Source organism: Paraburkholderia fynbosensis, assembly GCF_902859935.1.
GTDB lineage: Bacteria > Pseudomonadota > Gammaproteobacteria > Burkholderiales > Burkholderiaceae > Paraburkholderia > Paraburkholderia fynbosensis.
This window is the reverse complement of sequence record NZ_CADIKI010000006.1, coordinates 169,814-188,070: the sequence shown is the minus strand read 5'-3', so window position 1 is coordinate 188,070 and position 18,257 is coordinate 169,814. Positions and strand designations below refer to the sequence as shown.

Sequence of the window (18,257 nt, the reverse complement as noted above, 5' to 3'; positions counted from 1 at the left end):
AACCGGATGAAGCCGGTTTCCCTCCCGCCTCGCCGCAATGTGCCCAATGAACGGAACGCCCATGCCCGACATCGCGAAGATCATCGCCAGTTTCAACGCCGGGCGCGATCCCGAACGGCTCGCGATGAAATACAAAGCCATGCGCAGTTCGCCGTTCGTATTTTTGCGCGGCACCTGTCATCTGTTCTATGAGCGTCTGCCCCGCGAGAAGGTGCTCGACGATGCGCCGCCGGTCTGGATTTGCGGCGACATGCATCTGGAAAATTTCGGCAGCTACAAGGCCGACAATCGCCTGATCTACTTCGACAACAACGATTTCGACGAAGCCTGTCTCGCGCCCGCGCTTTACGAACTGGTGCGCCTGCTGACGAGCGTGCTGGTCGGCGCCGCCGATCTCATGCTCAGCCGTGCGCAGGCGCTGGCGCTCTGCCACACCGCGGTGGATGCCTACGGCGCGGCGCTCGCGGTGGGCAAGTCGCGCTGGATCGAGGCGGAGACCTCGGTCGGTATGGTGCGCGATCTGTTCGATGCACTGGGGAGCCGCACGCGCGTGGCGCATCTGGAGCGGCGCACGGTGCTCAAGGGCAAGACGCGTGTGTTAAAAGTGGACGGCAAGAAAGCACTGCCCGTGAGCGACGAACAGCGCGCGGCCGTCACGCAATTCATGCAGCGGTTCGCCGCGAGCGAGCCCAATCCCGACTTCTATCGCATCCTCGACGTGGCGCGGCGGATCGCCGGCACGGGCAGTCTCGGTGTGGACCGCTATGTGATTCTCGTCGAAGGCAAGGGCTCACCCAATGGCAACTATCTGATCGATCTGAAAGAGGCGCTGCCTTCGTCGGTCACGCCGCATCTGCACACGCCGCAGCCGCCGTGGCAGACCGAGGCGCAGCGCGTTGTCGAAGTGCAGCGGCGCAATCAGGCGGTCTCGCAGGCGTTCCTGCATGCGGTCGATTTCAATCAGCGTTCGTATGTGCTGCGCAGCCTGCAGCCGTCGGAAGACCGGGTCGCGTTGAGCGATTGGAACGGCAAACTGCCGCGGCTCGAGGCGGTGATCAACAGCATGGCCGAATTGAGCGCATGGGCGCATCTGCGCAGCGGCGGACGGCAGAAGTCGTCGATTGCCGACGAGCTGATTGTGTTCGGCAATCGTAAAGACTGGCAGTTGCCGCTGATCGATCTTGCGACGCGATGCGCGACGCAGGTTGGGGATGACTGGAAGGTGTATTGCGAGGCTTTCGATCGGGGCGGGTTTGAAGTAGGGGCAAGCGCTGAGGGGCATTGATGCGTTGGCATTCGGCGCACTACATCGCACATTCTTCCTGCGAGGTCAAAGGCACGGAAAAGCGGTCCGGCATTCAGCGATTTCCTCATGGGATCGCTGCCGGCTGCGACGGGTCGGACAATGCGCTTCACCGGCACGACCATGCAACGGCTCAAAGACGGCAAGACAGTCGAAGAGATCGGGCTGGACGATGGCTTGACCGCGCTGCAACAACTGGGACTCGTCAAGGCAGCGCGATCGAAGTCGCAGGGCATCCAATGTCCCAGCAGGCCGGGTACACCCCGGCCTGTTCTGTGGACATGGCGCCAGCCGCAGACGCAACGTGACGCCGATTTTCCGCGACACGCAAACGCCACAGAAAGCGTGGGTGCGTGTAGATTAGGAGTCTTGCAGTTTGCGACCCGCGAATGCCTTCGAATCGGTCGCCATCGGAGTCTGTCCTGAATTGCACAGGAGCCGGCATGAACACGAAGCACAGCAAGAAGGGTCATCTCGAAGCCGCGGCGTCACATCACGAGCAGGCCGCGCGACATCACCGCGAGGCGGCGCGTCATTTCGAGGACGGGCGGGACTTTGCCCACGCCGCACATCAGGCGATGATGGCGCACGGCCATACGTTGCACGCGATCGATCAGGCTCACGACGCAGGCGCGCATAACGCGAGTACGCCCGCGACAGTGCCGCCATCGAGCGGCACGAGCGTCAGTGGCGCGGACGTGGCAAAACATCATGCGGCCGCCGTGGAGCTTCACACGCAGGCGGCGCAGCATATGCGTCACGCCGTCAAGCTCTTCGATCAGGATCGTAGCGCAGTCTCTCACGACGCACAGCTAGCGCTCTCCCTTGCATTGCGCGCCTTGTCCCATGGCAACGAAGCGGCCAGGCTATTTGTCAAACTTTCTGTTAGTGGTGCTTCGTGAGTTAAGGCGGGTCGATTAGAGCCACTCACATTGCTTCGCAGAGTTGCGGAATTCGTTTCTGCCGCTTTTCGGAGCGTGCGGAAAGGTGAATCGCTTCTGCACGGCATGCGCACCGTACGGCATGACGGCGCGCGGATCTACGGTGATGCGCCGTGAAGATCCGCGCATTCATCACTACGTCGCAATGAAACGCCCGCTCGAGACTAGGCTTTTCGCTCCAGCAAGTCTGCCGCCTTGGACTTCGCGTGCGCGACGGCCTCTTGCGCGTCGAGGAATACACCGAGCTGCTCCCAGTGCTCTTCGGCCGCGTAAACACCTTTCATACTAAGTGCCCTTTGAACGCGCAATTGCGCTGCGTACTTGCCGTCTTCCAATGGCCGGGCAGTCGCTATGACCTTATGCGGAAGGTCGGATCTTTCTGGCTGAATCAACTCGACAGGACCGCCAGGTATGCCGATATTTTTCAACTCGTTCCTGGCTTTGCAGTCCGGGCAGTAGAAGTACCACCTCTCGTCCTCGTGGGTGGATCTGACTTGCCCACGCGCCAGCACGGCACGACATTCAACGTTTTCGCAGATGAACGGCATAGCAGTTTCCGGAGTTGTTTGAAAGAAATCCTAGCATGTCCGTCGACGGCCAACCATTAGCATGTTGCCGTGCCGGAGACTAAGGAAAACCCTCAAGCGCGAGTCGCCGAGCTCGTGTCGCGCGGCTGCGGGGTCGCAATGACGAACGCCCCGTGAGTCATTTCGCTTCCGCTCTGAGCGGGGGCAGTTCAGGCGCGTCGAGCCCTGCGAATGGATCTCGCCAGGCGGGGATCTCCATGAGCCGCGCATGCCAGGCTTCGACGCGCGAGAAATCGGCGAGCGGCAGGCCGGCGAGTTGGGCGAACGGGAGTACGCAGGCGACGCGAAAATCGGCGTAGGTGGGTTCGCCGCCGACGAGCCAATCCCTGTGCGCGAGATGCTGTTCCAGAATCACGGCCGAGGACGCGAACCGGCTCAGGCCAGCCTCGACGAGCTCGTGCTTGATCGGACCGAGGCCATAACGCTGTTTGGTCACTCGTTCGAAATGAACCTGATCGCAGGCGCGCACGAAATTCCAGTAGCCCCAGCTGATCCAGCGGATGAGATCCGGCATGGCGTCGCCTGTCGGCCAGAAGTCGGACCCGGCGAGGCGCGAGAGCCGGCAAGCGATCGCGTCCGCTTCCCACAGCGACGTTTCCCCCTCGACCAGAATGGGAAGACACTGGTTTGGATTGAGCTTGAGAAACTTCTCGCTCTCGCCTGGCGAAAAGGGGGAAGCGAATTCAAACTCGACCGGTGAGTTCAGATAGCGCGCCACGGCAACGGCGAGGCGCGGATTGTAGTTGCGGCTGAAATAGAGCTTCATTGGGCGGTTATTCATGAGGGATCGGTTCGACCTCTTGTTTTTTGAATGCCTGCTCGAAGACTAGTGACGATTCTACGCGCGCCAATGCAAAGGACAAGCGGGACAATGCGCGGTCGTTCTCCATTCGGCCTTGACTGCGTTTGCGCGGAAAACAAGGGTGGCTATTTTTGTCATGACGGGGGGCGCCTATTGAGAATCGGCACGCTTTCGAGCCGTTCATATCCCAATCTTGCGTGACCAATGCGCTCGTCGCGTGGATGGGTCGGCTTACTGAGTAACGAACTATCGCTCACATCTGATTCTGGCGCTGGCATGCTCGCAGGATCTGTTGAATCGCCAATTGACTTCTCACAGTCTGCAAATTCTCCAGGACGCACACGTGATACGACCTTTCCCGAGGCAATAACAGCGCGCCGTTTCTGTAAAGCGCTTCGCACGAGCGTCTGATCGCGTTCGCCGCTACGCTGCTTTGACTATCTCTCAGCGATTGCAGGATGCATCGATCATAGTCGGGATTGCCGATGCCTTGCGCCAGGACCGGGAGCGGCGATGTGAGCGTGAGCGAGACAAGCAGACAGGCGAGGGTGCGCATGGATTCTGGGCGAGACGCAGCGATTGAGACTTCGATCCTATCATGTTGTACCTCGATGCTCTTGATGCAATGGCCGGCTGAAACCGGGTCAAAACTGAGTGGCAGGATCATGCAGGCGATATGAAAAAATGCGGGAAGAAGCGCAAGCACTGTCGTCTCAACATCACCGCTTTATGCAATACGATTGAATCGGTAGTTCTCGAACTTTCTGCATTTGAAATGCTTTTGATCGAGACCACAAATGCGCCCAGTTTTTTTGCCGTTGCGCGGGTAGTCAGAGCCATCAGCCTGAACCCAAAGCCATGGAGCCAGAGGCGGTTCCCATCGAACCGTAAGCCATGCACAGCGTGCACCGCCCGAGTTCAGACGCGAGCGAACAGGCTTCTGACTCACATGAACCCAAACGCCACGACCGCTCCAGACAAACCCTGATTGCTGCAGTGAATCCGCCACTGCTATCGTTCGTTGGTCGGTGTGGAAGCGCTTCCACCCAAGCATTCACATGGGTTGAAGGACGGCTCCGTCACACCCGGTTCGACGACCTCAGCGCAGGAGAATCCATGGCAAACGACACATCCGCAGTACTGGATCCGGTCTCCCCCCATTCGCTCGCCGATCCTTTCACGCCGCCCGCGGACTCGTCGCTGTGGCGCAAGAACTTCCTGCTCGGCGCGGCCACCGCGGCGTATCAGATCGAAGGCGCGATCCATGAAGACGGCCGCCTGCCGTCGATCTGGGACACCTTCTCGGCGACGCCTGGCAAGGTGCTGGCCGGCGACACCGGCGCCGTCGCTTGCGATCACTACCATCGCTGGGAAGCGGACGTCGATCTGCTGGCGGGGCTCGGCCTCGAAGGCTACCGGTTGTCGATCGCATGGCCGCGCGTGATGGACGCGGCGGGCACGCCGAATCGCAAGGGCATCGACTTCTACAAGCGCCTGCTCGCGCGCCTGAAAGAGAAGGGCATCACGACCTTCGTCACGCTATATCACTGGGACTTGCCGCAGCATCTGGAAGATCGCGGCGGCTGGCTCAATCGCGACACCGCGTACCGTTTCGCCGACTACGCCGACCTGATGAGCCGCGAACTGGCCGGCTCGGTCGACGCATGGGGAACCCTCAACGAGCCGTGGTGCTCCGCGTATCTCGGCTACGGCAACGGCCATCATGCGCCGGGCCTCGCCAACGGCCGCTTCGCGACGCAGGCGATGCATCATCTGCTGCTCGCGCACGGTCTCGCCGTGCCGGTGCTGCGGGCCAACGATCCGCGTTCGCAAAAGGGCATCGTCGCCAACATCGGCCGCGGCACGGCCAATAGCGATAGCGCTGCCGACCAGCGCGCCGCGCATCTGTTCGAAGTCCAGCACAACGCGTGGGTTCTCGACCCGCTGCTCAAGGGCGAATATCCGCAGGACCTGTTCGAATTGTGGCCGGGCACGGAACCGCTCGTGCTCGACGGCGACATGAAAACGATTTCCGCGCCACTCGACTTCCTCGGCATCAACTATTATTTCCGCACGAACGTCGCGAGCGACGGCGCGCACGGTTTCAAGGAAGTGCCGCTCGAAGGCGTGGAGCGCACGCAGATGGGCTGGGAGGTGCACCCCGACGGTTTGCGCGACCTGCTGACCGGTTTCAAGGACACTTACGCCAACCTGCCGCCGATCTACATCACGGAAAACGGCATGGCCTCGGACGATCAGCTGAGCGATGGCAAGGTGGACGACAGCCAGCGCATCTCCTTCCTGAAGCGCCATCTCGCCGCGGTCGACGAGGCGATCACGGCGGGGGTGGAGATTCGCGGCTATTTCCTCTGGTCGCTGATGGACAACTTCGAGTGGGCGTTCGGCTACGAGCGGCGCTTCGGCATCGTGCATGTCGATTACGCGACGCAGAAGCGCACGCTCAAACGCAGCGCGGAGCTGGTCGCGAAGTTTTTGAAGGAGCGCGGAGCAAGGACGTAACGATTGACGGAGCAGCAGATAAAGCTGGTTGGCATGTCGACTTGAAACACGGGCGCAAAGCCTGAAGGAGACGGAATGAACAGCAAAAAAATGGTCTTGCGAGGCGTAGTTGCGGCACTGGCGTTGTATGGCGTCGTCGCGCAGGCGGAGCCTCTGAAGGCCAACGTGATTCACTGGTGGACCTCGGGCGGCGAATCGGCCGCGATTCGCCAGTTCGCCGATGCGTATAACAAGGCCGGCGGCCAGTGGGTCGACAACGCGGTCGCGGGCGCCGATCAGGCGCGCTCCACGGCGATCAACCGGATCGTCGGCGGCGATCCGCCCACGGCCGCGCAATTCAATACGTCCAAGCAGTTTCACGACCTGATCGATCAGGGCCTGCTGAACAACGTCGACGATGTCGCCGCGAAGGAGAACTGGAACACCGTGTTCCCATCGTCGATCCTCGACAGCATCAAGGTGAAGGGCCATTACTATGCGGCACCCGTCGACATCCACATGCCGGCGTGGTTCTTCTACTCGAAGCCGGTGTTCCAGAAGGCCGGCATCACCGCCGAGCCGGAGACCTATGACGAGTTCATCGCCGATCTCGGCAAGCTGAAGGCCGCGGGCGTGATTCCGCTCGCGCTCGGCGGCCAGCCGTGGCAGGAAAAGATCACGTTCGACGCGGTGCTCGCGGACGTGGGCGGTCCCGATCTTTACTTGAAGGTGTATCGCGATCGCGACCAGAAGGCGGTGAATTCGGATGCGTTCAAGAAGGTGCTGGCGTCGTTCAAGCGTCTGCACGATTTCGTCGATCCGGGCTCGCCCAACCGCAACTGGAACGACGCGACCGCGCTCGTGATCTCCGGCAAGGCGGGGGTGCAGATCATGGGCGACTGGGCCAAGGGCGAATTCTCGGCGGCCAATCAGAGCGCGGGCAAGGACTTCGGCTGCTTCCCCGGCTTCGGTCCGCATTCGCCGTATCTGGTCGCGGGCGACGTGTTCGTCTTCCCTAAGACGGACAACCCTTCCGCGATCAAGGCGCAGAATCTGCTCGCCACGGTGATGACCTCACCGTCCGCGCAGGTCGCGTTCAGCGCGAAGAAGGGCTCTATTCCGATTCGTCCCGATGTGGATGCCGCGAGTCTCGACATCTGCGCGAAGGAGGGCATTGCGATCATGAAGGATAAGTCGCGGCAGTTGCCGAATCCGGAAATGCTGCTCTCGCCCGACACGCAGGGTGCGCTGATCGACGTCGTCACCAACTTCTGGAACAAGAACCAGTCGGTCGACGACGCGCAGAAAGCGTTTGCCAGCGCGTTGAAGAGCTAGGCGGGCGGCGATGCACGCGCTCAAGCTGCCGGCCACCGGCTCCGGCGACCGGCCCCGCAACGGGCCTCGCCGCAGGCCGCGTCACAAGCCGCTGAAGAAGCGGTTTTCCATCGCGGCGTGGCTCGCGCTGCTGCCGATGATCCTGACCGTCGTGTTCGCGTATCTCGGCACGATGGTCTGGACCGCGCGTGTGTCGCTCAGCAATTCGCGCACGTTTCCTTCCGATACCTTCGTGGGCTTCACGCAATACGTGCGGCTTTTTCATAACGACCGCTGGCTGCAGTCGCTGCAGAACATCGTGATCTATGGCGTGTGCTTCATCGTCGCGTGCATGGTGATCGGGCTGCTGCTGGCGATCTTCATCGATCAGCGCGTGGTCGCGGAAGGCGCATTGCGCACGGTGTTTCTCTATCCGTACGCGATGTCGTTCGTCGCGACCGGGCTCGTGTGGCAATGGATTCTCAATCCGGAGCTCGGCGCGCAGGCCGTACTGCACAAGCTCGGCTTCGCGCACGCGCGCTTTGACTGGATCGTCGATCAGGACTGGGTGATCTACACGATCGTCATCGCGACGGTGTGGCAGGCCTCGGGTCTGGTGATGGCGCTGCTGCTCGCGGGCTTGCGCGGCATCGACGATGAACTGTGGAAAGCCGCGCGCATCGACGGCATTCCGCGCTGGCGCGTATATGCGAGCATCGTCGTGCCGATGCTCGGGCCGTCGATCTCCACCGCGTTCGTGCTGCTGTTCGTGATGGTCGTCAAACTCTACGATGCGGTGGTCGCGATGACCCAGGGCGGCCCCGGCACTGCGAGCGAAGTGCCGGCCAAGTTCATCATGGACTATCTGTTCGGGCGCGCCAATATCGGTCTCGCATCGGCCGCTTCGATCGTCTTGCTGGCGACGGTGCTCGCGATTCTCGCGCCGTTCTTCTATGCCCGCAGCCGCGCGGCGCTGCGCAAGGAGGTGTGATGAACACGCTCAGTCCGCCGCTGAAAAGCGGCACGCCGAGCCGCGCGCACAAACGGCGGCGCACGGCATTCACGCCCGCGCGTCTTGGCGTCTACGCGTTTCTGCTGAGCGCGGCGCTGTTCTTCCTGCTGCCGCTCTACGTGATGCTTGTCACCTCGGTCAAGCCGATGAGCGAGATCCGGCTCGGCAATCTGCTGGCGTTCCCGGCGCATTTCACCCTCGACGCATGGAGCGCCGCGTGGCAGTCCGCGTGTACCGGGCTCGATTGCGACGGCATCCGGGTCGGCTTCTGGAACTCGGTGCGCATCGTCGTGCCGAGCACGGTGCTGTCGATCGCGATCGGCGCGGTGAACGGCTATGCGCTGTCGTTCTGGCGGCCGCGCGGCGCGGGCCTGCTGTTCGGCGTGCTGCTGATGGGCGCGTTCATTCCGGTGCAGGTGATGGTCTATCCGCTCGTGCGCGTGCTGGCGAGCGTGCATCTGTTCAGCTCGCTGCCGGGCATCGTCGTGATTCACACGATCTTCGGCATGCCGGTGATGACGCTGCTGTTCCGCAACTACTACGTGTCGATTCCGCAGGAGCTGTTCAAGGCGGCGCGCATCGACGGCGGCGGCTTCTGGCGCATCTTCGTCCAACTGATGCTGCCGATGTCCACGCCGATCATCGTGGTCGCGGTCATCATGCAGGTGACGGGCATCTGGAACGACTTCATTCTCGGTCTCGTGTTCGCGGGCACCAAAAACCTGCCGATGACGGTGCAGTTGAACAACATCATCAATACGACGACCGGCGAGCGCCTCTATAACGTCAACATGGCGGCGACCATTCTGACGTCGATGGTGCCGCTCGCGGTCTACTTCATTTCGGGTCGCTGGTTCGTGCGCGGCATTGCGTCGGGCGCGGTCAAGGGATAGGGCAAGGGCATGACAAACGCGGCTGATGTGAGCAATGCGGTAGGCAATGCGCTGGGCAGTCCGTTGGGGAATGTGGCAACCGGCGCGGGCGCCGACGCGGCAAGCGTGCCCGGCGTCGCGGACGCGGCGGGCCTCACGAACCCGGCCAACGTCGCGGTGCGCGATCTGACCATTCGCCTCGGCGCGAACACCGTGATCGAGAATCTCGATCTCGACGTGCGCGCCGGCGAGTTCGTCGTGCTGCTCGGCCCCTCGGGCTGCGGCAAGTCCACCTTGCTGCATAGCATTGCCGGGCTGATCGACGTGAGCGACGGCAGCATCGAGATCGCGGGCGTTGACATGACCTGCGCCGATCCGAAGGACCGCCGCATCGCGCTGGTGTTCCAGTCGTATGCGCTGTATCCGACCATGAGCGTCGAGCGCAATCTGTCGTTCGCGCTGCGCATCAACGGCACGCCGAAGGCGGAGATCGCGCGGCGCGTGGCGCTCGCCTCCGAGATGCTGCAACTCGGCCCGCTGCTCAAGCGCAAACCGGCGCAACTCTCGGGCGGGCAACGGCAGCGCGTGGCGATCGGCCGCGCGATCGTGCGTGAAGCCGACGTATTTTTGTTCGACGAACCGCTGTCGAATCTCGATGCGAAACTGCGCACCGAACTGCGCCGCGAACTCAAGCAACTGCATCAGCGCCTCGGCGCGACGATGATCTACGTCACGCACGATCAGGTCGAAGCGATGACGCTTGCCACCCGCATGGCGGTCATGCGCGGCGGCGTGATCCAGCAGTTCGGCACGCCCGCCGAAGTTTACGCGCGCCCCGACAATCTGTTCGTCGCGACCTTTCTCGGCTCGCCCGCGATGAATCTGCTCAAGGGCACGCTGGCGTCGCGCGAAGGCTCGATCGAGTTTTGCACCGCGCACTGGCGGCTCGACGTGTCGGCCTATGCCTTCAAAAACGCGCCGCCGCAAGGGCAGCCGTGCGTGCTCGGTGTGCGCGCCGAAGACGTGCGGGTGGGCGAGGCGCTCCCCGAGCGTGCAAAAGTTTCGCTGGTGGAGCCGATGGGCAACCACCGGGTCGTCTGGCTCGACTATCATGGCGAGCAGATCGCATCGATCGACCAGAGCAAGACGCCGCTCGCGCCTGGAGACAGCGTGGCGTTCTCGTTCGACGCCGCGCATGTCTCGCTGTTCGACGACGCAGGCGGCGCTCGTTTGTAGCGCTGGCAACGATGTCGTTGGAATCAACATGGTTTGACGGAGAACCGCGTGGCTACTCTCAAGGATGTCGCGGCACTGGCCGGCGTGGGCATGTCGACTGCGTCGCGCGCCATTTCCGGTAAAGGGCCGATCTCGGCGGATGCCGCCGCTCGCGTGCAGGCGGCAATCGAGGCGCTGAACTTCCGTCCGTCGTCGATCGGCCGGGCGATGGCGACGCAGTCGCTCGGCATGATCGGCATTTTCGTGCCGACCTTCTTCGGCTCTTACTACGGCACGATTCTCAAACAGACCGATGCCGAACTACGCGCGGTGCACCGTCACGTGGTGGTGGCGACCGGCTGCGGAGAAGTGTCGCCGCGCGAGCAGGCGATCGAGGCGGTGCGCTTTCTGATCGGCCGCGATTGCGACGGCGTGGTGGTGATCAGCCACGATCTGCACGACGACGACCTGAACATGCTGCATCGCATGCACCCGAAAATGGTGTTCCTCAACCGGGCGTTCGAGCAATTGCCGGAGGCGTCGTTTTGCGCCGATCACCGGCGCGGCGGCGAACTCGCCGCGCGCACGCTGCTCGATTACGGACACCGCGACATCGCGGTGATTTCGGGGCCGTTCAGCGCGTCGGACAACCAGGCGCGGCTCGAAGGCTTCTTCGACGAACTAGCGCGTAGCGGCATCACGCGCGACGACGTCACGCTGATCGAATCGGACTTCTCGCCGGAGGGCGGCTACGCGGCCACACAGAAAGTGCTCGATTCGAAGCGGCCCGTGACGGGCCTCTTTTGCGCGAACGACACCATGGCGGTGAGCGCGCTCGCGCGCCTGCACCAGGCGGGCATTGCCGTGCCGGACGATATGTCGGTGATCGGCTACGACGACGATTATTCGGCCGCTTACGCCGCGCCCGGGCTGACGTCGGTGCACATCCCGACCGCGGAGCTGACGCAGAACGCGGTGCGCTGGCTCGTCAACCAGTGCTACCGGACCACGTGGGAGATTTTCCGCGAGTTTCCGGTGAGCGTGACGATGCGGGAATCGGTGGGCCCGGTGGCGGGGCCGGCGGCTTCGGGGAAGCCGGGGCGGGCGGGCCGCGTTTCGTAGCGTTGCCTCGTGGGGCCGTTCATGTGCGGCTCACGGGCGCTTCCGGACGCATCAGGCACGCTTCACATTGCCGCCCTGAAGCGGCCTCGTGCACGGCTGAAGCGGCTTGCTCGCCTCACGTCCCGCTGCGCAGCGACTCTTCGTAGCGCAGCCGCGCTTCTTCATCGAGCCGCGTATCTTCGAGTTCCTGCAGCACGGCGTCCAGATCGACCGGCGTGGTGTCCTGTTCGACATGACCGGTCAATGTCGTATCGACGTGCAAGGCGCCCGCTTCGTACAGCGCCCAGATTTCCTTGCCGTAGCCGGCGTCGAGCAGCGCCGGCGCGAAACGGCCGAAATACGCGGCGAGATTGTCGACATCGCGTTCGAGCATCGCGGGCGCTTCGAGATTGCCCGCGGCATTCACCGCTTGCGGCAGGTCGATGATCACCGGGCCGTCGGCGGCCAGCAGGATGTTGTACTCGGACAGGTCGCCGTGGATCATGCCGGCGCACAGCATCCGCACCACTTCCTTGAGCAGCTGCGCATGCAATTCGACTGCGCGTGCTTCGCTCAGATCCACGTCGTTCAGACGCGGCGCGACGTTGCCCTCGGCATCCGTTACCAGCTCCATCAGCAGTACGCCGTCGGTGCAGATGAAGGGCTGCGGCACGCGCACGCCCGCGTTCGCGAGTTGGAACAGTGCGTCGACTTCGGCGTTCTGCCACGCCTGCTCCTGCACTTCGCGGCCGTAGCGGCTGCCTTTTTCCATCGCGCGCTGCTCACGGCTGTTCTTGACCTTGCGGCCTTCTCGATAGGACGCAGCCTGGCGGAAACTGCGCTGTTTCGCGTCCTTATAAACCTTCGCGCAACGCGTGGAATCGCCGCTGCGCACCACGTAGACGGTGGCTTCCTTGCCGCTCATCAACTGCGAGATGACTTCGTCGATCAGGCCTTCTTCGACCAGCGGGAGTAGACGTTTTGGGGTTTTCATGCGGCCGCCGGGGTGCGGAGGGCGGTGCGGCGGCGCAGGGCGGGCGCCTGCGAGGGCGTGTGCGGGGGGATTCGGATCATGCCGGATTATAAGGTAGAGCGACGATGCGGCCGGATGAACGGGTGCCACGCGGCAAGCGGCGCTCATGCGGGCGGCTTCGAGGCCGAGGTCGCCGGCCCGCTCGTTGCCTCGTCTCGTGCCTGGCGAGGCGAACGTCGAGAATGTCAGCCGCGGGTCGTAGCGGCGGGTGCGGTCCCGGCGAATCACTGGGAGCGCTCATCTAATCGCCGCCAGTAGACTGCCGGTGCAACCGCCGATCTGGCGAGCCGGTCTAAAGGCGCAATGTCCTCTAGCTGTGCAAAATCATCGTTTTATCGATGTTTTTTGCCTGCTTCACCGCCTTCTCACCTTTCCCCGCTTCGGGCATTTGTCAAAAATAATTTTAATTATTGGCAACAGTGCTTTGCGGTTTCCCTCATTCATTTTCCATGCAGATCGCTTAAACTCACCAGTAACAATATGTTACGGGGTGTGTGATGTTGGCCGTTGTTCTGCTCGTCTGTCCAATCTGCATCGTCGCGCTGTTCGGTTTTGCGCGGCATGTGGATCCGCAGACAGGTCATTTCAAGCGTTGATTCCTTGCAGTTGCCGAAGCGGGGGCACTGGCAGCAGTCCTGCCAGACGATGCCTGCTTGCGGCCGTCTGCTTCCGGTTCTTCCGCTGATTCGCTCCCGGCTCTTTCTCCAGCCGGCGATCTCCTGCCCATCAGGTCTTGCTTTCGCGTGCCGAGTCGCGGCACGATGCGCGATAACCTAAGTGTGGGGCTGCATCGCGTATGCGAGATTTTCTGGCGAATATCACCGCGCGCGTCGGCGTGCTGAAGGGCCTGCTTCCTTTGAGCCGTGCCGCGGCGGCGCGCGATGCGCTCGCCGGCGTGCAACTCGCGTCGATGGATATTCCGCAGGTGCTCGGCTATGCGCGCATTGCCGGCATGCCCGCCGTTACCGGGCTTTACACCGTCTTTCTGCCGCTCGTCGCGTTTGCTTTTTTCGGCGCGTCGCGGCACCTGGTCGTGGCCGCCGATTCCGCCACCGCGACGATCTTCGCAAGCCGTCTCTCTACGATGGCGCCCACGGGGAGCGCCGACTACGCGTCGCTCGCCGCGATGGTCGCGTTGCTCACCGCCGCATTGCTGCTAATCGCGCGGATTTTCAAACTGGGCTTTCTCGCCGATTTCCTCTCGCGCACCGTGCTGGTCGGATTTCTCGCCGGGGTCGGCGTGCAGGTCGGCATCGCGATGCTGGGCGACATGCTCGGCGTGCCGGGGCACGCGGCGCGCAGTATCGATCAACTGATGCTCGTCGTGCGCGAGGCGGCGCGTATCGATCCGCCGACGCTCGCCATTTCGCTGCTGGTGGTCGTCGCGATTCTGGCGTGCAAGCGCTTCCTGCCACGCCTGCCGGTGCCGTTGATCGCCGTGTTGGCGGGTATTGCGGCAAGCGATCACTACGGTTTCGCGGCGCGCGGCATCGCCGTACTCGGGCCCGTGGCGGGCGGCCTGCCGCCGCTGCGCCTGCCGTCGGTGACGTGGCAGCAGTTGCTCGATCTGGTGCCGGTCGCGGCCTCCTGCTTTGTGATGATCGTCGCGCAAAGCGCAGCCGCGAGCCGCGTGTTCGCAGAGCGCTATCACGAGTCCGTCGACACCAACGCCGATCTGCTCGGGATCGCCGCGGCCAACGCGGCGGCGGCGGTGTCGGGTGCGTTTGTGGTCAACGGCAGTCCGACGCAGACCGCGATGGCCGATCGCGCCGGCACGCGCAGCCAGTTCGCGCACCTCGCGTTCGCGGCGGTGGTGGTCGCGGTGCTGCTGTTTTTCAGCCGTTATCTGCAATATCTGCCGCACTGCATTCTTGCCAGCATCGTGTTGACGATCGCGATCGGCCTGATCGATCTGAAGACGCTGTTCGCGATTCGCCGCGAAAGCCCCGGCGAATTTGCGCTGGCCGTGTTCACCGCGGCGGCGGTGGTGCTGATCGGCGTCGAGCACGGCATCCTCGTGGCGGTGGCGCTATCGCTGCTGCGTCACGTGCGGCACAGCTACCGGCCGCACACGATGATCCTCGCGCCCGGCGACGACGGCATGTGGGTGCCGGTGCCGGCCATGCCCGGCATCCAGACCGCGCCGGGGTTGATCGTCTATCGCTTCGGCGCCGACCTGTTTTACGCGAACGATCATTTCTTCGTCGACGATACCCGCCGCCTGATCGAAGGCGCGCCGAACCTGGTGCGCTCGTTCGTGATCGACGCGAGCGCGATCACCGACCTCGACTATTCGGCGGCGCGTTCGGTGGGTGAGTTGTGCGTGGCGCTCAAGCGCGGCGGCATCGAAGTGATCTTCGCGCGCGTGAACCGCTATCTGCGCTCGGACATGGACCGGCATGGCATCACGCCGCTCGTCGAGGCGCGCTGTATCTTCGCCACGCTGCATGAAGCACTGCGCGCGGCGGGCGTCGAGAAACCGCACGCGCAGGTGAAGCCCGAGTCGTAGCGGAGGGTGTTGCGAGCGTTAGCGCACAGGTGCGTCGTCGTCGAAAAAATAGCCGATGAAAACGCAGGCGCCGGCGGCCGCGAGGCCCACTACCGCCACCGTTGCGGCGAGCGCTCTGCCGTGCCACAGGCCGTCGAACCATTGATGAAGCTGCGCCATCAGCACCGCCGCATTGCCGCCGATGCGCTGCAATTCGACCTGATAGCGCGGATCGACGGCGCTGTAGCGCGCGAGCGCGTCGTCGGGCGGGGCGGCGCTCGCATAGATCAGCGCCGCCGCGATCCATGCGCCGAACAGCACGGCCGCGCCCGCCCGATACCACCGTTTTTGCCAAGGCGTGCGTCGTGCCGCCGGGTTCATCCTGTTGCTGCCGCTCATCGTGTTCAGTGGTCCGCGTCGGTTTTCACGGCATCAGTATCGCAGAGCGGCGGCGCGTGCCGAAGGCGCTAGCTTTTCGAGGTCAGCAGCTTGATGCCGGCAATCGCGAACATGATGGCGAGCGAGCCGTCGAGCCAGCGCCGGATCGCAGCGTAAATGCGCCGGGCAGACGCGGTCGAGAACAGCACCGCGTAGCTGCTGAACACCGTGACGCCGATCACCATGCAGCCGAGCACCACCGGCAGCACGTGCGACGCTCCGCGCGCGGGCGACATGGCCAGCGAAACGATCGACAGCCAGACCAGCACCGCTTTCGGATTGGTGAGATGCAGCAGCAGGCCGCGCAGATAGAGGCGCTTGAGCGGCTCGTCAGGCCGCGCGGCCGCGGCGGGCAATTTGCCGGCGCTGAACGCGGAACGCGCGGACTTGAAGCCGAGCCACAGCAGATAGAGGCCGCCGGCAATCCTGATCGCCGTCAGACAGTCGGAGTAAGTGGCGAGCACCGCCGATAGTCCGAGCGACGCCAGCAACGCCCACGAAAACGAACCCGACACCACGCCGAGCGCGAAAGTCAGCGCGGAGCGTCGGCCCGAGCTCATCGCCAGCGACATGATCGCGAGATTGCTGGGCCCCGGGCTCGCGGTGCCGACAAAATAGGCGCTGTAGGCGATCAGGACATCGGCGCTGAGAAAGGGGCTGGCGATCATGGGCGGGCACTCGGTGACAGGCGGTTTCCGCGACGCGCGAGACGCGGCGCGAAGGCGGATCGGGTTCGCGATTCAATGTGTGATCCGATGGGCGAACGACGATTCTGCGCGCGGTGGCGCAGGTCTCACAGATACAGTTGAAGGTCCGCGCGGCAGGACAATCGGCAACGCCAGGCCCTGCATCAAGCCCGACGCCGCCCAGCGGCCACACCGACATATTCCGCCAAGTCATCCGCCACCGCCTGCCGGCTATGCCGCGGCCGCTGCACGAGCCCGATCTCGCGCTGGAAGGTCGCGTCGCCCAGTTCGAGTGCGGCGACGCTCGCAGGCCACTTGCCGAGCCCCGCCGTATTCGGAAGGAGCGCCACGCCGATCCCACGCGCGACCAGTTGCACGATCGCCTGCAACTCGTCAAGTTCGATCGCGTCGTGCACGTTCAGCCGCGAGCGCCGCAAAAAACGCTCGACCAGCCGGCCGCCGAACGACGTGCGGTCATAGCGGATGAACGGCTCGCTCCTGAGCACCTCGCGCCAGGAACGCGTCCCGCGCGCGAGCTTTTTCGGCACGAGCAGCACGAATGGCTCGCTGACGAGCGTGCGCCATTCGAGTTCGGACGGCAGCGCGAACGGCGGCTTGATGATGACGGCCAGATCGAGTTCGCCGGAATCCACCTGGCCCAGCAGACCCAGCGACACGCCCGGCACCACGCGAATCCGCCAGCCGGGCCGGTCGTTGCGAAAGCGGGCGAGCGCGTCGGCGAGAAAGGACACTTGCGCGGACGCGATCGCGCCCACCCGCAGCATGCCGCTTTCCGCCGCGACCGCGCCGCGTTCGGAGAGCCGCGCGTAGAGCGTCATCATTTCCTCGGCGAGCGCGAGCGTTTCGCGGCCGGCGTCGTTGAGCGTCGCGGAGCGGCCGGTGCGGTCGAACAGCGCAAAGCCGAGTTCCGCTTCGAGCCGTTGCATCTGCGCGCTGACCGCCGATTGCGTGAGGCCAATGCGCGCGCCCGCGCCAGAAAACGTGCCGTACTGACTGACGGCGAGGAAGGTCTTGAGCTCGCTGAGCATGATCGATTGATCGAAATGAGTGATGGTCAGATCAAATATATATCGTTTTTCACCACTTTTGGTCATGGTTAAAATTGCACTGAGCTGGGCTTCGCGCAGGCAGCCTGTGCGGCGCCACGCCAATTGCACCCACCCCCACTTCCAGTCAGCGAGTTGTCCATCATGAGCGTTGCCGAAAACGTTTTGCCGCCGTTCCATCTGGCGTTTCCTGTCCACAGCCTCGCCGCCGCCCGCGAGTTTTATGGCGAACTGCTGGGCTGCCCGGAAGGCCGCAGCTCGGACGCGTGGGTCGATTTCAACTTCTACGGCCATCAGATCGTCGCGCACCTCGCGCCGCAAGAGATCGGCCACCGTCAGACCAGCAAGGTCGACGGCGATGCGGTGCCGGTGCGCCACTTCGGCGCGGTGCTGTCGATGGAACAATGGCAGGCCGCCGCCGACAAGCTCAAGCAGGCGGGCATCGACTTCATCATCGAGCCGCATGTGCGCTTCAAGGGCGAAGTCGGCGAGCAGGCGACGATGTTCTTTCTCGATCCGTCGGGCAATGCGCTGGAGTTCAAGGCGTTTGCCGATATGTCGGCGCTGTTCGCCAGGTAAGCGTGACGAACCAACCTGGCACGCGTCGGGAAAAACCGGCCGGCCTCGAAAGGGGCGGCCGGTTTTTTCATCTGACACGTCGGGTAAGGCGCGTTGCGCCGTGCGACGTACTTGCTTTGCACAAATCAAACTGAAAGCATGTTTCCTGGATATCTCCGGATGCCGCCACATATCGCGCGACGCAACGTGCTCGCAACAGGGCGTATCTTTTCTCAACAAACGTTTGCCTGTCGCCAAATACTGGCGAAGTTGAAACGCCGCACAGGCTTACGATTTACTTCCTGACATTTGCGCCATTTTCGCGCCATGCAGGCGTTGGG

17 protein-coding genes are annotated in these 18,257 nt (G+C 63.4%); 10 read left to right on the top strand and 7 right to left on the bottom strand.

Features of this window, described 5'->3' with window-relative positions:
- Positions 1 to 61 precede the first annotated feature (61 nt).
- Both HV770_RS12215 and HV770_RS12205 read left to right on the top strand, forming a co-directional pair.
- Positions 62 to 1,285, top strand: coding sequence for a DUF2252 domain-containing protein (locus HV770_RS12215; RefSeq protein WP_175159893.1), 1,224 nt, complete (start codon positions 62 to 64; stop codon positions 1,283 to 1,285).
- A gap of 461 nt (positions 1,286 to 1,746) precedes the next feature.
- Positions 1,747 to 2,205 carry a hypothetical protein gene (locus tag HV770_RS12205; RefSeq protein ID WP_175159891.1) on the top strand — a complete coding sequence of 153 codons (459 nt, stop codon included), beginning with the start codon at positions 1,747 to 1,749 and terminating at the stop codon, positions 2,203 to 2,205.
- A gap of 203 nt (positions 2,206 to 2,408) precedes the next feature.
- On the opposite strand, the gene HV770_RS12200 is transcribed toward HV770_RS12205, so the two are convergent.
- The 3 genes from HV770_RS12200 to HV770_RS12190 all read right to left on the bottom strand — a co-directional run bounded on the left by HV770_RS12200 (position 2,409) and on the right by HV770_RS12190 (position 4,189).
- Positions 2,409 to 2,792 carry a hypothetical protein gene (locus tag HV770_RS12200; RefSeq protein WP_121321235.1) on the bottom strand — a complete coding sequence of 128 codons (384 nt, stop codon included), beginning with the start codon at positions 2,790 to 2,792 and terminating at the stop codon, positions 2,409 to 2,411.
- Positions 2,793 to 2,949: 157 nt separating this feature from the next.
- Positions 2,950 to 3,597, bottom strand: a complete 648-nt coding sequence (locus HV770_RS12195) for a glutathione S-transferase family protein (protein ID WP_175159889.1) — start codon at positions 3,595 to 3,597, stop codon at positions 2,950 to 2,952.
- Positions 3,598 to 3,886: 289 nt separating this feature from the next.
- Positions 3,887 to 4,189, bottom strand: a complete 303-nt coding sequence (locus tag HV770_RS12190) for a VF_A0006 family four-cysteine protein (protein WP_175160164.1) — start codon at positions 4,187 to 4,189, stop codon at positions 3,887 to 3,889.
- A 560-nt stretch (positions 4,190 to 4,749) separates the two neighbouring features.
- Here HV770_RS12190 and HV770_RS12185 point away from each other — a divergent pair.
- The 6 genes from HV770_RS12185 (at position 4,750) to HV770_RS12160 (ending at position 11,667) form a co-directional block, all read left to right on the top strand.
- Complete coding sequence (locus HV770_RS12185; protein WP_175159887.1) at positions 4,750 to 6,153, top strand: GH1 family beta-glucosidase; 1,404 nt, start codon at positions 4,750 to 4,752, stop codon at positions 6,151 to 6,153.
- Positions 6,154 to 6,228: 75 nt separating this feature from the next.
- The gene (locus HV770_RS12180; protein WP_175159885.1) at positions 6,229 to 7,467 is read left to right on the top strand and encodes an ABC transporter substrate-binding protein; all 1,239 of its coding nucleotides are present in this window, start codon (positions 6,229 to 6,231) and stop codon (positions 7,465 to 7,467) included.
- 10 nt (positions 7,468 to 7,477) lie between these two features.
- Positions 7,478 to 8,437, top strand: coding sequence for a carbohydrate ABC transporter permease (locus tag HV770_RS12175; RefSeq protein ID WP_175159883.1), 960 nt, complete (start codon positions 7,478 to 7,480; stop codon positions 8,435 to 8,437).
- The gene (locus HV770_RS12170; protein ID WP_175159881.1) at positions 8,437 to 9,351 is read left to right on the top strand and encodes a carbohydrate ABC transporter permease; all 915 of its coding nucleotides are present in this window, start codon (positions 8,437 to 8,439) and stop codon (positions 9,349 to 9,351) included. Before HV770_RS12175 ends, HV770_RS12170 begins: the two co-directional genes overlap by 1 nt.
- Before the next feature lie 9 nt (positions 9,352 to 9,360).
- Positions 9,361 to 10,566 carry an ABC transporter ATP-binding protein gene (locus tag HV770_RS12165; RefSeq protein ID WP_175159879.1) on the top strand — a complete coding sequence of 402 codons (1,206 nt, stop codon included), beginning with the start codon at positions 9,361 to 9,363 and terminating at the stop codon, positions 10,564 to 10,566.
- Between the two features lie 48 nt (positions 10,567 to 10,614).
- Positions 10,615 to 11,667 (top strand): LacI family DNA-binding transcriptional regulator, encoded by a 1,053-nt coding sequence (locus HV770_RS12160; protein ID WP_175159877.1) that lies wholly within the window; start codon positions 10,615 to 10,617, stop codon positions 11,665 to 11,667.
- A gap of 115 nt (positions 11,668 to 11,782) precedes the next feature.
- Here HV770_RS12160 and HV770_RS12155 read toward each other — a convergent pair whose 3' ends face one another.
- Complete coding sequence (locus tag HV770_RS12155; RefSeq protein ID WP_175159875.1) at positions 11,783 to 12,640, bottom strand: PA4780 family RIO1-like protein kinase; 858 nt, start codon at positions 12,638 to 12,640, stop codon at positions 11,783 to 11,785.
- A gap of 835 nt (positions 12,641 to 13,475) precedes the next feature.
- Between HV770_RS12155 and HV770_RS12150 the strand changes: the two genes are divergently transcribed.
- Positions 13,476 to 15,188, top strand: a complete 1,713-nt coding sequence (locus tag HV770_RS12150; RefSeq protein WP_175159873.1) for a SulP family inorganic anion transporter — start codon at positions 13,476 to 13,478, stop codon at positions 15,186 to 15,188.
- An 18-nt stretch (positions 15,189 to 15,206) separates the two neighbouring features.
- On the opposite strand, the gene HV770_RS12145 is transcribed toward HV770_RS12150, so the two are convergent.
- The 3 genes from HV770_RS12145 to HV770_RS12135 form a co-directional block, all read right to left on the bottom strand.
- Positions 15,207 to 15,566, bottom strand: coding sequence for a hypothetical protein (locus HV770_RS12145; RefSeq protein ID WP_175159871.1), 360 nt, complete (start codon positions 15,564 to 15,566; stop codon positions 15,207 to 15,209).
- Positions 15,567 to 15,634: 68 nt separating this feature from the next.
- Complete coding sequence (locus tag HV770_RS12140) at positions 15,635 to 16,273, bottom strand: LysE family translocator (RefSeq protein WP_121321262.1); 639 nt, start codon at positions 16,271 to 16,273, stop codon at positions 15,635 to 15,637.
- Between the two features lie 182 nt (positions 16,274 to 16,455).
- A complete protein-coding gene (locus tag HV770_RS12135) occupies positions 16,456 to 17,340 on the bottom strand; it encodes a LysR family transcriptional regulator (protein WP_175159869.1) in 885 nt (294 codons plus the stop codon).
- A gap of 162 nt (positions 17,341 to 17,502) precedes the next feature.
- On the opposite strand from HV770_RS12135, the gene HV770_RS12130 reads away from it, so the two are divergent.
- Positions 17,503 to 17,937 carry a VOC family protein gene (locus tag HV770_RS12130; RefSeq protein ID WP_175159867.1) on the top strand — a complete coding sequence of 145 codons (435 nt, stop codon included), beginning with the start codon at positions 17,503 to 17,505 and terminating at the stop codon, positions 17,935 to 17,937.
- Positions 17,938 to 18,257 lie beyond the last annotated feature (320 nt).

Coding starts and splice junctions, on each gene's coding strand:
- HV770_RS12215 (WP_175159893.1), top strand. CDS start 62: ATGCCCGACATCGCGAAGATCATCGCCAGTTTCAACGCCGGGCGCGAT.
- HV770_RS12205 (WP_175159891.1), top strand. CDS start 1,747: ATGAACACGAAGCACAGCAAGAAGGGTCATCTCGAAGCCGCGGCGTCA.
- HV770_RS12200 (WP_121321235.1), bottom strand. CDS start 2,792: ATGCCGTTCATCTGCGAAAACGTTGAATGTCGTGCCGTGCTGGCGCGT.
- HV770_RS12195 (WP_175159889.1), bottom strand. CDS start 3,597: ATGAAGCTCTATTTCAGCCGCAACTACAATCCGCGCCTCGCCGTTGCC.
- HV770_RS12190 (WP_175160164.1), bottom strand. CDS start 4,189: ATGCGCACCCTCGCCTGTCTGCTTGTCTCGCTCACGCTCACATCGCCG.
- HV770_RS12185 (WP_175159887.1), top strand. CDS start 4,750: ATGGCAAACGACACATCCGCAGTACTGGATCCGGTCTCCCCCCATTCG.
- HV770_RS12180 (WP_175159885.1), top strand. CDS start 6,229: ATGAACAGCAAAAAAATGGTCTTGCGAGGCGTAGTTGCGGCACTGGCG.
- HV770_RS12175 (WP_175159883.1), top strand. CDS start 7,478: ATGCACGCGCTCAAGCTGCCGGCCACCGGCTCCGGCGACCGGCCCCGC.
- HV770_RS12170 (WP_175159881.1), top strand. CDS start 8,437: ATGAACACGCTCAGTCCGCCGCTGAAAAGCGGCACGCCGAGCCGCGCG.
- HV770_RS12165 (WP_175159879.1), top strand. CDS start 9,361: ATGACAAACGCGGCTGATGTGAGCAATGCGGTAGGCAATGCGCTGGGC.
- HV770_RS12155 (WP_175159875.1), bottom strand. CDS start 12,640: ATGAAAACCCCAAAACGTCTACTCCCGCTGGTCGAAGAAGGCCTGATC.
- HV770_RS12150 (WP_175159873.1), top strand. CDS start 13,476: ATGCGAGATTTTCTGGCGAATATCACCGCGCGCGTCGGCGTGCTGAAG.
- HV770_RS12145 (WP_175159871.1), bottom strand. CDS start 15,566: ATGAGCGGCAGCAACAGGATGAACCCGGCGGCACGACGCACGCCTTGG.
- HV770_RS12140 (WP_121321262.1), bottom strand. CDS start 16,273: ATGATCGCCAGCCCCTTTCTCAGCGCCGATGTCCTGATCGCCTACAGC.
- HV770_RS12135 (WP_175159869.1), bottom strand. CDS start 17,340: ATGCTCAGCGAGCTCAAGACCTTCCTCGCCGTCAGTCAGTACGGCACG.
- HV770_RS12130 (WP_175159867.1), top strand. CDS start 17,503: ATGAGCGTTGCCGAAAACGTTTTGCCGCCGTTCCATCTGGCGTTTCCT.